The 13,178-nt window shown below is 38.1% G+C and carries 11 protein-coding genes; 7 read left to right on the top strand and 4 right to left on the bottom strand.

Translation table 11 applies throughout. From position 1 onward, the window contains the following. Positions 1-3: 3 nt before the first annotated feature. From DYI03_RS04335 to DYI03_RS13580, 6 genes are all read left to right on the top strand, one after another. A complete protein-coding gene (locus DYI03_RS04335; protein WP_036870170.1) occupies positions 4-2,796 on the top strand; it encodes a SusC/RagA family TonB-linked outer membrane protein in 2,793 nt (930 codons plus the stop codon). Between the two features lie 3 nt (positions 2,797-2,799). Further along, positions 2,800-4,203 carry a RagB/SusD family nutrient uptake outer membrane protein gene (locus DYI03_RS04330; RefSeq protein ID WP_021669105.1) on the top strand — a complete coding sequence of 468 codons (1,404 nt, stop codon included), beginning with the start codon at positions 2,800-2,802 and terminating at the stop codon, positions 4,201-4,203. A 17-nt stretch (positions 4,204-4,220) separates the two neighbouring features. Next, positions 4,221-4,895 (top strand): DUF4843 domain-containing protein, encoded by a 675-nt coding sequence (locus DYI03_RS04325; protein WP_025064760.1) that lies wholly within the window; start codon positions 4,221-4,223, stop codon positions 4,893-4,895. A gap of 65 nt (positions 4,896-4,960) precedes the next feature. Next, positions 4,961-6,487 carry a PKD-like domain-containing protein gene (locus DYI03_RS04320; protein ID WP_036870172.1) on the top strand — a complete coding sequence of 509 codons (1,527 nt, stop codon included), beginning with the start codon at positions 4,961-4,963 and terminating at the stop codon, positions 6,485-6,487. Between the two features lie 55 nt (positions 6,488-6,542). After that, positions 6,543-8,051, top strand: a complete 1,509-nt coding sequence (locus DYI03_RS04315) for a leucine-rich repeat domain-containing protein (protein WP_021669108.1) — start codon at positions 6,543-6,545, stop codon at positions 8,049-8,051. Between the two features lie 123 nt (positions 8,052-8,174). After that, the gene (locus DYI03_RS13580) at positions 8,175-9,227 is read left to right on the top strand and encodes a hypothetical protein (protein ID WP_174905012.1); all 1,053 of its coding nucleotides are present in this window, start codon (positions 8,175-8,177) and stop codon (positions 9,225-9,227) included. A gap of 84 nt (positions 9,228-9,311) precedes the next feature. Here the strand turns inward: DYI03_RS13580 and pyrH are convergent, their stop codons facing one another. The 3 genes from pyrH to DYI03_RS04295 are packed head-to-tail and all read right to left on the bottom strand — an operon-like array spanning position 9,312 to position 11,191. Next, a complete protein-coding gene (gene pyrH, locus DYI03_RS04305; RefSeq protein ID WP_021669110.1) occupies positions 9,312-10,022 on the bottom strand; it encodes a UMP kinase in 711 nt (236 codons plus the stop codon). Then, positions 10,009-10,794, bottom strand: coding sequence for a biotin--[acetyl-CoA-carboxylase] ligase (locus tag DYI03_RS04300; protein ID WP_021669111.1), 786 nt, complete (start codon positions 10,792-10,794; stop codon positions 10,009-10,011). The genes pyrH and DYI03_RS04300 overlap by 14 nt, the downstream gene beginning before the upstream one ends. 34 nt (positions 10,795-10,828) lie before the next feature. Continuing rightward, complete coding sequence (locus tag DYI03_RS04295; RefSeq protein ID WP_021669112.1) at positions 10,829-11,191, bottom strand: YraN family protein; 363 nt, start codon at positions 11,189-11,191, stop codon at positions 10,829-10,831. 113 nt (positions 11,192-11,304) lie between these two features. Between DYI03_RS04295 and DYI03_RS04290 the strand changes: the two genes are divergently transcribed. Further along, positions 11,305-11,757, top strand: coding sequence for a nucleoside deaminase (locus DYI03_RS04290; protein ID WP_021669113.1), 453 nt, complete (start codon positions 11,305-11,307; stop codon positions 11,755-11,757). A 234-nt stretch (positions 11,758-11,991) separates the two neighbouring features. Here the strand turns inward: DYI03_RS04290 and DYI03_RS04285 are convergent, their stop codons facing one another. Next, a complete protein-coding gene (locus DYI03_RS04285) occupies positions 11,992-13,062 on the bottom strand; it encodes a VESA1 domain-containing protein (RefSeq protein ID WP_147287664.1) in 1,071 nt (356 codons plus the stop codon). Between the last annotated feature and the right edge of the window lie 116 nt (positions 13,063-13,178).

Below are 13,178 nucleotides of genomic sequence, written 5' to 3'. Positions count from 1 at the left end.
ATAATGACATTAAGAAATCGAACGAACAAGTATGGTTTTCTCGCCATATCTTCTCTCTTTTTGAGTCTTTCCTGTTTTGCACAAACAGGCAAAGACACACTTTCTGTACGCGAAGAAACACTCGATGAGGTTGTCGTTACAGGCTATGTTAATAAACCAAAGGAAATATATACAGGTTCGGTTTTTACCATTGATAGCAAAACACTCAAGAGTCAGGTCAATACAAACCTATTGGAACTGATAAAAAACAATGTTCCTGGTTTTGAATTAACACCTAATAATAACTTTGGAGCTGACCCTAACAAGTTGCCCGATATGGTAATTCGTGGGCGAAGCAGCTTTATTGAGGGCGACCGCACTAATCTTCCACTGTTCATTCTTGATGGTGTAGAAGTTGATGTGCGTGTAGTTTTCAATTTGAAACCCTCTACCATTTCTCAAATATCGGTTTTAAAAGATGCGGCAGCCACAACCTATTATGGTTCAAAAGCAGCCAATGGTGTCATTGTCATAACCTCTTTGCCTACTCGCATCGGCAAATTAGATGTCGATTATACCAATCGTTTTCAAATAAGTGTAGCCGATTTATCGGATTATAACCTCCTCAATGCAGCCGAAAAGTTAGAGTTTGAGCGCAAAGCTGGCTTGTACGGAAATTTCACAGGTAGCAGCGATATAGACGTAAAACGCCAAAAAGATTATTACGAAAAGTTGGATAGAGTAAAGGCAGGCATCAATACAAATTGGCTGAAAATACCTTTGCGCACAGGATTGACACAAACCCACAACGTGAACGTTATGGGGGGTACGCCACTTTTCCGCTATACGCTCATGGCAGGTATTAACGATGTGCGAGGCGTTATGGACAAAAGCGACCGCCGAGATGCTTCCGTTAGAGTGAATTTAACCTACGGCGATTTCTCAAAATTATTCTTGCAATACACAGCACGCATAGAAAGTGGACAAAGCCATGATGTTCCTTACGGAAGTTTTGCCGATTATGCCCAATTAAATCCTTATGATGCGCCTTACAATAACCACGGTGAACTCAATACGGAGTTGGCTTTTGGCATGGCTAATCCCATTTACGAAAAGACCCTTTCCAGCTATATTGAACAGAAAAGCAGAGTAATTTCCAACAGTGCTAAACTGCGTTGGAACGTTGTAAAACATTTGCGTTTGGAAGGAACAATAGCTTTGACCCAAACACAAAACGATAACGAAACATTCTTTTCGCCACGCTCCGTAAAATTTAATTATACCGACAAGGCAAAACGTGGAAGTTTTGACATTCTGCACAGCAATGCTACTGATTTTTCTGCCAATGCTTTTGCAGTTTGGTCAAAGGCTTTTAAGGCTCATCAAGTAATTGCTACATTGGGATTGAACCTTCAAGCAACTGAAAATGAAAGCAATGGCTTTACGGCAATAGGCATACTTTCCGACAAAATAGACCATGCTTCGCAAGCAGCAGCCTTTGCCGAAGGCAGCACACCAAAGGGTGGAAAAGACAAAGCGAGAATGTTTGGCGGCTATTTGAATGTGCAATATATCTTTGAAAACAAATATTTTATTGACGCATCGTTCCGCCGTGAAGGTTCGTCAAAGTTTGGAACATCAGAGCGTTACGCCCCTTTTAGCATGATAGCCTTAGGTTGGAATTTACACAAAGAGCGTTTTTTGGAGAATACACCCATTAACTTACTGAAAATCAGAACCAGTATTGGCACTGTGGGCAATGTTAGTTTCAGTCCGTATCAAGCCCAATTAGCCTACCGCTACCACGCCAATTACATTTATAACAATGAAATTGGAGCTATGCCTGTGGCTTTGGTCAATCCAAATTTGAAATGGGAACGCACCACAAAAGCCAATTTCGGATTAGACTTTAGTTTGTTTGCCGACCGCCTTAGTGGGTCTTTCGATATTTATAAGAATACAACCAACAATTTGGTAATGACCGTTTCTAAACCGCTGCATACAGGTTTTGCCAATGCAAAAGAAAACTTAGGGCAAATACGCAATAGTGGTTACGAGTTGTCTTTGCGTGGTAGAATCATAGATGGTAAGTTTTGGGGACTGAACGCATACGTTACAGCAAGCCACAACCGCAACCGCATTGTGAAAATAAGCGATTATTTAAGAAATCAGAATGCAGAAAACGCAAAGCAATCTAACAAATTGCCTGTTGCTATATATGCTGAAGGCGAGTCGCTTACAGCCTTAAAGGTAATGCGTTCGGCTGGTATCAATCCTGCAAATGGAAAAGAAATATTTGTTGTGAAAGACGGAAAGCAAACCTATACTTACAGTTATAACGACCGAATTGTAGTTGGCGACCTAACTCCAACCCTGCAAGGCGCATTCGGTTTGGCTGCCAATGCTGGCAATTTCAGTCTGTCGGTATCGTTTACCTATCGTTTAGGAGCTACCATTTACAACGCAACATTGGCAAACAAGGTGGAAGGCATCAATCCAATGCACAATGTAGACCGAAGAGCGTTCTACAATCGTTGGCAAACTCCTGGCGACAACGCACTTTATAAGCATATTGCAGCGCAAGAGATAACCCCTCCTACATCACGATTTGTTAAAAAAGAGTACGCCTTAGACGGCACATCGCTCATGTTGGGCTATGATGTTCCAAATGGTTTGTGCCAGTTGCTTCATATACAATATGCTCGTTTAACTTTTTCGATGGGACAATTCTTGCACCTATCCACCATAAAGCGCGAACGAGGGTTGGCTTATCCGTTTGCAAATATCTATGAATTAGGACTTAATATTAAAATTTAAGGCATGAAATCGATTAAATTTTTCTTCATAATAAGTCTGCTTACATTTACTATTTCGGCGTGCAATTTCGTTGAAATAGATACCCCTGGACTCATCAATGATAAGCAAATGTTTGACGATGAGCAAGGTGCAAAAGATGCGCTTACAGGTATTTACGCCACACTTACCAAACCCGAACTCTATGGAAATAGTCTTTCGTTTGGTTTTGTAGACGAGATAGCACAGTTGTATTACAACGACCACGAGGCGACTACGACTACCATACTTGCAAAAACCTACAATTTACAATATGAGGACAAAGATGTAAGAAGACAAATTGACCAGATTTGGGCAACGGCTTATTATAATATTTATGCAATTAATAGTCTTTTGGAACACATAAAGGGAAAGACAACCCCCAAAATGAGTAGTTACAGAGCGCAAGCCCTAACGCTTAGGGCTATGTTGCATTTCGATTTGCTCCGCCTTTTTGCACCCAATATCACTGAACCCAACGCATTGGGTATTCCGTATGTAACGAAAGCAAGCAATCAGGCAAGTGAAAGAAAAACAGTGAAAGCGTGTTATGAAAACATTATGGGCGACCTTGATGAGGCGAAAAAAGAGTTTTTAGCCAATGAACAGCCCGATAGTAAAAACGTTTACATAACCCTCGATGCGGTAAAAGCATTGCAAGCGCGTGTGGCTCTATGGGGAAACGACATGGAAAAGGCAGAAACATTGGCAAAAGAGGTAATAAATGGAAAGTATAAGTTGGTGAAAGAAAATAATGTATTGCAACTTTTCATGGGCTACGATGCTCAAACAGAGTGTATTTGGGTGTTAAATGCGCCTAAAATGTACATCAATGTGCGCCAATTATTCTTTCCTGACCATAGCACACCCACCTGCAATATGGTAAGACAGAACTACAAGCGTTTATTTAAAACTGAGACTTTCTCAACCGTAAATAACGATTACCGCTATCAAGCCTATTTCGCGGCAACCAATTGGGGAAGACCTGTTACGGCATTTACCAAACTTTACGATAAAGATTACGAGGAAAACCACCAATGGAAGTCGAACAGAATCCCTGGAATCAATATGTTTCGATTGCCTGAAATGTATTATATTTTGGCTGAAGCGGTGTACAATAAAGATAAGCAAGGGTCGCTCAACGCTATCAATACAGTTATTACGGCTCGTGGCTTGCAACCTATTGGTATGGAAGAAATTAGTACAAAAGAGCGTTTTCAACGTTGGATTGCTGACGAAATTACAAGAGAATATTGGGGAGAAGGACAAATTTTCTTTACCAACAAACGCTTATGGCGCAACATGGAAGGACTAAATGGCAAGCGCATAGAAGCCAATAACGAAACCTACGTCCTACCATTGCCTGAAAGTGAGAAAGGTTTGGAAAAATGAAAAATAAGGAAAAAGTTATGAAACAAATATCTTCAATCATTCTTTTGTTGTTCTCGCTATGGGCAATAGTGGGTTGTTCGTCCGATTTTATCGAGCCTACTAAAAGCGGAATATGCTTTGAAAAGTCTACATACAAAGTAGCTTTGGGCAGTTTGCCGTATGCTATAACCGATTCAACAGTGAGTGTTCTTGTTGAAACAATAGGCGAATTGCAGTCGGAAGAACGTTTCTATAAGTTGCAAATCATTGATACTGCAACCACGGTAATAGCCAATTTGCATTACAATCAATTGGATTTAAACCGAAAAATAAAGTCTAATGCAACCCACGATACACTGAAAATTAAGATAAATCGTCGTGCTTTAGACGACCATTCCGACTATGTTTTAACGCTCGGTATTGACGAATCATCGCCATTGCAGCCACAAATTTTAGAACGAAGCCTTACTAAAATTGTTTTCAACAATCGTTTAGATATGCCAATTTGGTGGACATCGGTGGCTTATTGGTTGGGAGAATACGATGTAAGGAAATACCAAAAGTTCATAGAATACAACGGTAATCCTGTTACAAAGGAACAGTTTGAGAGTCGAAAATACGAATACTTGCGCATTTTTAAACGAGTAAAAGAGTATTTTGATGCCCACCCTGAAGAAGGAATAACCTTTCCTGATGTAGTATGGGAGGTGTGAAAATATGATTAAATCGATTGAACCATAAAGGAAAAAATAGAAAAAAAATAATAGAAACAAATAAAATGAAAAAACTAAAGAACATCTACTTGTTGCTCATAGCGGTGTTATTGATGACTGCTTGTTCTGAAAACAAGTTGGACGACATTGTTCCACAACCTGAAAAGAAGGAAGGAAAATTAACCAACGTTGAAGGTATTGAAAAGGCATACAGCCTAAAACAAGGGGCAATATTGCAGATTAAACCCAATGTAAAGTTTGATAGCGAACAAAAACAACAACTTACTTACGAGTGGAACATTAATCACGAGAAAGTAAGCAATGACGAAACCCTCCATTATACTTGCTCAAAATTGGGCGAATTTCCATGCTTTTTAAAAGTAACTGCTGCCGACGGAACTGCAAAAATCATAGAGTTTAAACTCTTTGTTTATTCAGATTACAACCGTGGATTGCTCTTATTTACCGAAGGAGAGCAAGGAGCAGAACTTGCTTATAAGGCTTTAGATATTCAAAACATACCAATGGCAACCAACGTTTTTAAGCAAAGCAACCCTAATCTTATGTTGGGAACAACGCCGTTGGCACTCTGTTGGACTGGAGAAGGTATCACAAATCCAAATAATATCAACGATTTTGAAGGATTAAACGTTGTGGTTAGTACCGATAATCCACGAAAAGTTTACTTGCTCGACCCTAATACGCTTGAGGTTAAAACCGAAATTGTGTATGACGGAAAAGGCGAATTTTATCCAAACTTTGCTTTTGCACCATTTGGAGGACAAAATTTCCGTTGGAATCCAGACTTTAATGTTATCTATTTTATTGGGAATGGAAGAGACTACATGATGACTTTAGACCACCATTTCCTCGAAGGAAGAGCAAACCACCAACTCCCTAAAGGCGTGAGAATAGCCGATTTAGCTTGTTCTATAATTCCTTTGCCAACCGATATGGTACGCATTCATTTTGATTTAAACTCAAAACGCTTACTTTATGTTGCTGGTTTGGGTGGTACAGCCTTAGGAAATTTAGTTTGCGATGTTACACCAATGGCTTTACTTCCTTGCGATGGAGTTTATGCAAACGAATTAGCCGACCATCGTTATGAGCCTCGCCACTTCTTGTTTGTAGGATATACAAGCGCAGGAGAGGTTAATATTTACCGCTTATCGCCAAAGGCTTTGAAGGGAGAAGAGACGGTTTTAACCAATATTTCAGCTAATGGAAATATCAAGGCAAATGATGCCATTGGTGTAAATCCTACAAAACCAATCATGTATTATGGCAATGAAAATGGTAAAATCTTCGCTTTCAACTACGAAGCTCAGAACTTTAGCAATAAACCTTATATAGAGTTAGGGGAAAATTTTGTGATTAAGCAAATCATTTTCAATCCGTATAATTCCAACGAAATGTATGTTGCAGCCGAAAATAAGAAAGCTCCTGCCCATGCGTGTGCCTCAGTTTTCATTATCAATGCTACAAATAAAGAGGGTGGAAAAGTAGTAGAAGCCGACCATCATGTGGGTGGGAAAATTCGCAGAATGGTGTTTAAAGGTAACGGACAAGAAAATTTAGACCGAAAGTAATAACGAAAATAGCTGAAAGTAATAATCAAAAAAGTAATAGAACAAATAAAAAGAAATGATGAAACTAATTTACAGATGTTCATTTGTTGCTTTATTTGCATTTGCAGCCTTATTGGCAAGTTGCAGTAAAGACAATGATGATATTAAATCAACACCCAAAGAAGAACAAAAAGAACCTGAGAAGTTTGCGAAATTGAAACTCTCTACAACCCAATTAACAATACAATTGGGCAACAAAGCAACCATAAATATACTTGAAGGCAGTGGCGATTATAATTGCCAAATGGCTGATACAAAGGTGGCAACGGCAGTTTTAGAAAATAATATAATTACGATTAATTCGATTGCCATTGGAAAATCCAACTTGATAGTTACCGATAAGAAGAGCAACGAGCAAGTGAAAGTTGAAATATCAGTAACAGAAGCTGCTACACCAATGCCTGATGGCGTTATTGTTAAAGACCATATTTTGTACAAATGGCCACAAGAATTAGTGCCTGCTGACGGCAAAATTATTCTTGAAGAAGGTATTGTGGGGATTGAATGTGAAGCCTTTAGAGAATCTCCAGTGCGTGAAGTAGTATTCCCTTCTACACTGAAATTCATTGCAAAACACGCTTTTATTTACTGCAATGACTTAAAAAAAGTCATTCTACCTACTCATTTAGAACGCCTTGGCGAAGGTGCTTTCCTCCAATGCCATGCCCTTGAGGAGGTAAGTGTGCCTCAATCAGTGAAAGAAATCAAGCAAAATATATTTGCTTATTGCGACCAACTTCACAAAGTAACTTTAGAAGAAGGACTTGAAACCATAGGCGAAAGTATGTTTTATGGTTGTAAAGCATTGACAGAAATAAAATTGCCTGTATCTTTAAGGCAAATTCAGAACAACGCATTCTGCTCTTGTACCAGTTTAAAATCAATTGTTATTCCAAATAATATTACAAAAATAGAAGAAACAACATTTAAATATTGCAGTTCGTTGTCATTTGTTCAACTTTCTGAAAATCTTTCATTAATAGGTAGTTATGCTTTCTTTGGTTGTAAATCATTGAAGGGTATAAAATTGCCAGAAACGTTAGAAAAGTTAGAAACATTTGCTTTTGGAGATTGTTCTGAATTAGATGGTATTCAAATTCCACAGAATGTTTATAGCATGGGAGCCTATCTCTTTGCTGATTGCAAGAAATTGAGTGCAATAAATATCCCTAATAAGGTGAAAGTTATTAATGTTAGAACATTCCAGAATTGTGTTGGTTTGACAAATATTGTTCTCCCTAAAGCAGTAAACAATATTAAGCACTCGGCATTCCTGAACTGTACAAATTTGAATAAAATAGATTTGCCTTCTACACTGAAATCAATTGGCGTAAACGCATTTACAGGTTGTATAGAACTTGCTGAAGTATTCTGTCGTGCAACAACGCCTCCTACAGCAAATGCTGCCATTTTTAGCAAGACACCGACAAGCAAAAAACTTTATGTTCCCAAAGGAAGTAAAAAGCAATATAGTAACAATGCTACATGGGGAGAAACTAATTTTGCAGAAATAGAAGAATTTTAACTCAACAAATAGAGTAATTTATACATTTAATCAATAACAATTAACAAACAAATTAAACAAACAACAAGTATGAAAAAAAGTTTTCTTACACTTATGTTCCTCGTTGCCATGACCATACAAGCTATGGCACAACGAGAAGTAGTATTCGATTTTTCAAAAAATCCGTGGAATGCGCCAACAACAACTAAAGAAGTAGCAGACAAAGATGCAAACGTTGCAAAATTAGAAGACGATAGCAAAATTCTTACAACCGATGGCGTAACAATTACCCAAAAGAAAAAAAATGCAAAAAATTGGAATAGAATTGTAGATAAAAAATACATTTGTTATAGGGGTAATATCTTTACTTTCTCGGTAGAAGAGGGGAAAGGAAATATTACTCGTATTGATTTTTACTGCGAAAACCCTAATTCTGATTTTGTAGAAGACCCATATAAACTAAGTATACGGACAGAAGATACAAAAGGGCATTCTTCTTGGACAGGAAATAGAACAGAGGTTTCATTCAAAGGAGAAGATGTTTCTGATTTTAAAAAGATTGTAATTATAGTAGAGGGCGGAAAAAATGAAGGTAATGGTAACGATGATTCTAAGCCAGAAGAAAATCTTTCTATCTTTGATTTCTCAAAGAATACATGGGGTGTTCCTACTACAACTGCTGAAGATGCTAGAGATGATAAAAAAGCAGGTAAATTAGATGATGATGTAAAGATGACTACAGGTTCGGTAACAATGACACAAAAGAAAAATAGTGATGTGTATTGGAACAGAATTATAGATAATGTGTATATGGCATATAAAGAAAATGACTTTACATTTACTGCCAAAGAGGGTAAGATTATTACTCGCATTGAGTTTGTAAACAAACCTTATTTCTGCGATATTACATATAAAGGTAAAAAAGTGGAATGCGATAATGAGGACGACACTCCTTATATTTGGACAGGTAAAGAAAAGTCTGTAACATTTAATGCGACTCTAACTTCAAAGTTTAAAGCAATCAAAGTAACATTAGAGAATAATGTTGCAGATGAAATTGAGGCTATTAACGCAATAAATCAAAAGGCAAATAATAGAATTTATAATATTCAAGGTCAATATGTAGGCACACGTTCAGAATTGAGCACTCTTCCAAAGGGTATTTATATCATTAATGGTAAAAAGATTGTGAGATAAGAAACACACTATTCATAGCAAAAAGAAAACACCTTTGCCCAACGAGCAAAGGTGGTTTCTAATTATGAACACCTACTTAAAGAATTAATTGTGAACTAATGTTCCAATTTCTTCGCCATTCATTACCTTTTTCAAGTTGCCTACAATATCCATATTGAACACATAAATAGGCAAATTATTTTCTTTACACATAGTGGTTGCCGTTAAATCCATAACTTTTAACCCCTTGTTGTAAATTTCATCGTAAGTAATTTCGGTAAACTTTGTTGCCGTTGGGTCTTTCTCTGGGTCAGCAGTATAAATACCATCAACACGAGTTCCCTTCAACATAACATCGGCTTCGATTTCTATACCACGCAAACTTGAACCTGTATCGGTTGTGAAATAAGGATTACCTGTGCCTGCTGAGAAAATGCAAACATAGCCATTTTCGAGTGCTTCTATGGCTTTCCACTTGCTATAAAACTCTCCAATGGGTTCCATTCTGATAGCAGTCATCACTTTAGACTTTACGCCAAATGCGCCCAAAGCAGAACTAAGTGCTAAAGAATTAATCACAGTTGCGCACATACCCATTTGGTCGCCCTTCACACGGTCGAAGCCTTTTTGGCTGCCACTCAACCCACGAAAGATGTTACCACCACCAATTACAATTCCAATTTGAACGCCCATTTCTTGCACTTCTTTGATTTGCCGTGCATAATCTTCAAGACGTTCAGGGTCAATCCCATGTCCTTGTTTTCCCATAAGGCTTTCGCCAGAAAGTTTAAGGAGTATTCTTTTAAATCTTGCCATACTTTATTTCTTTAAATTCGTAAGTTCTAATTCTGCCTTCACGGTCGCGTAAAATTAAATGTCCATTGTCTTCTACCTCGACAATCGCTCCTTCAAATGCACCGTCTTTATCTTCATACCAATAAAAACCTTTGCCACGATAGAGTGCATCGTGGTACATACTCGAAATTGCACCATAATTAGCACTTCGTATCCATTCGTAATTGCGTTCAAAGGCTTGCACTATTTTTTGCAGAAGTGCCTCTCTATCAATTTCTTTTCCTAATATTTGGCAAAGAGAAACTGGATTTGGAGCATCACTTTTAAACACTGTTTGATTCACATTCAGCCCTACCCCAAAAATGCAATCTTTAATTCTGCCACCACTCAATTTGGTTTCGATTAATGTTCCGCTCAATTTCTTGTTTTTCCAATAAATATCGTTCGGCCATTTCAGCGTAATATCCTCGCCAACGTACTTGGTTAGCACATCGCGTAGGCACAATGCGCCATACATTGACAATAAAAATTGGGTAGCAACAGGAATTTCGTAAGGGTGTAAAAGCACTGAAAATAATAAATTTTTGCCTGCTTCGCTTTCCCATTTATTCGTTCCCTGTCCACGTCCAGCCGTCTGATAGTCAGCCATAACCACCGTCATGGGCTCGTTTTCTTCGGGCTTATAGGTGCGAAGATAGCCGTTTGTACTTTCCACCGAGTCTAAACGAACTATTTTAGTCGTGGAAACAGGTTGTTTCTCGAAGGCTTTTTTTAATTTATCTATTATTTTCATTGATATAAACAATCTTATTTTTAAGGCTTTTCACCTAAATAAAAGGTAAAAAAGCATCTTCTGTGTGTCGTATTTCATGCTTTTCTGGCGTACCAACAATGGTGATAATGTCGAAACGAATCTCCCTATTCATGCCGAACATCTTTACATACGAGTTGGCAGCTATCGAAATTGAGCGTATTTTCTGTGGTGTAACCGCTTCATCGGCATTGGCATATCGCTCATTGCTACGGGTTTTCACCTCAACGATAACCAAAACATCATCGTCAATGGCAACAATATCTAAATCACGCTTGCCAATTTTCCAATCACGTTCCAATATTCTGTAGCCCTCACGCATGAGAAATTCACATGCAAGGTCTTCCCCCCAACGCCCTATTTCATTGTGCAACGCCATATTATTCCAAATTTTAGGTGAAATAAATCGCCCTCATAGGCGACAGGTTATATGAACTACAAAGGTAGAGTTTTTTTCTGAAATATGAAATATATATTGTATTTTTGCAAAATATGAGCAGTGAAGAACAAATAAAGAAAGACGAATACTACATGGGGCGTGCTTTGGCTATGGCTGAAGAAGCTTTCGAAAAAGGCGAAGTACCTGTTGGAGCCGTCATCGTGTGTCGCGACCGCATTATTTCTCGGGCGCATAATCTTACAGAAGCCTTAACCGATGTTACAGCCCATGCTGAAATGCAAGCCATCACCATGTCGGCAAACGAATTAGGTGGCAAATATTTGCAAGATTGCACATTGTATGTAACTGTTGAACCTTGCATAATGTGTGCTGGCGCATTGGGTTGGTCGCAAATCAAGCGCATAGTCTATGGTTGTAGCGACGATAAACGTGGTTTCTCTCTCCATGCTCCGAAAGCCTTACACCCTAAAACCGTAGTAACAAAAGGGGTTCGAGAAGAAGAATGCAAAGCACTCATGCAACGTTTTTTTAAAGAAAGACGATAAAAATAATTATCTACAAGTATAAACCTCCTTCAAAATGATTATCAATATTTTTCAAAATAATTTCTATTTCTACAAAAAGCTATTGTTTTGCAATGAAAAAGAGCCTATTTTGAGTGGCAAAATAGGCACTTTGTATTAATCAATTCGCAGCATTTTCACAAAAAAATCCCAACTATCAGCGTAACGATTCATTAAAGAGGCTGATAATTGGGATTTTATATTATTTTCACTTGCTTATAATTTCAAATATTTTGCAAATTGTTCTTTGGTAAGAATCGTTTGTAAACGAGAAATATAGCTATTACGCTTTGCTCTCATGTCCATTATATGCTTGTCTTTAGCGTCTACTGCCTTTGAATTTGAGTAGTAGACTAACTTATTTGGAATCATTTTCTCACGATAAGTGCGTGGACAGTCTTCACAACTATTTTTCTTGCAACCTTCTTTTTGCTCATTGCAGTTTTTTTCACAACTCTTATCGCAGCCATTTTGCTTGTTTTTGCAGCTATTTCCGCATTCTTTTTTGCAACCTTCGTGATTCATTTTGCATTTGTCGCCGCATTCTTTCTTACAGCCGCCTTCTTTCTTGCAGTCATTACCACATTGCTTCTTGCATTCACCTTGTTGCTTATCGCAGCTACATTTGCAGCTATTTCCGCATTTACCTTTGCACCCCTCTTGGTTCTTTGTGCAATTGCTGCCGTCTTCTTTCTTGCAATCATTGCCACATTGCTTCTTGCATTCACCTTGTTGCTTATCGCAGCTACATTTGCAGCTATTTCCGCATTTACCTTTGCACCCCTCTTGGTTCTTTGTGCAATTGCTGCCGCCTTCTTTCTTGCAATCATTGCCACATTGCTTCTTGCATTCACCTTGTTGCTTATCGCAGCTACATTTGCAGCTATTTCCGCATTTACCTTTGCAACCCTCTTGGTTCTTTGTGCAATTGCTGCCGCCTTCTTTCTTGCAATCATTGCCACATTGCTTCTTGCATTCACCTTGTTGCTTATCGCAGCAACATTTGCAACCTTCCATTTCATGCTTACACATTGGCTTGATGATACCATTACCGTGTGGGCAAGCTATGACTTCAGCATATTCTGTATTGAGTTTTAGGATTTTAGCCTTTTGCTGTTTGTTCAGTTTCAACTCTTTAGCAAGTTTCTGTGTGAGTGCTTTTGGTGTAATTTTAGCTTCCTTTTTAGGAGTACTTACAACCATACCATTGCTATTATTAGAGGTGGCAGTCAGTGGTGAAGCTACAAAAAGCCCCATTGCCAATAGGCTTAAAATAATTTTTTTCATATTTTGCATGTTTATTTTTGATGAATTTTATTAAACAATCTGTTACTCTTAATATTTATGCGAAAAAAAAGTTCCGCTTTATAATTTTCGCAAAGATACATTTTTTACATTGGAAT

The organism is Prevotella disiens (assembly GCF_900454955.1).
Taxonomy (GTDB): Bacteria; Bacteroidota; Bacteroidia; order Bacteroidales; family Bacteroidaceae; genus Prevotella; species Prevotella disiens.
This window is presented reverse-complemented; position numbering and strand designations above follow the sequence as displayed.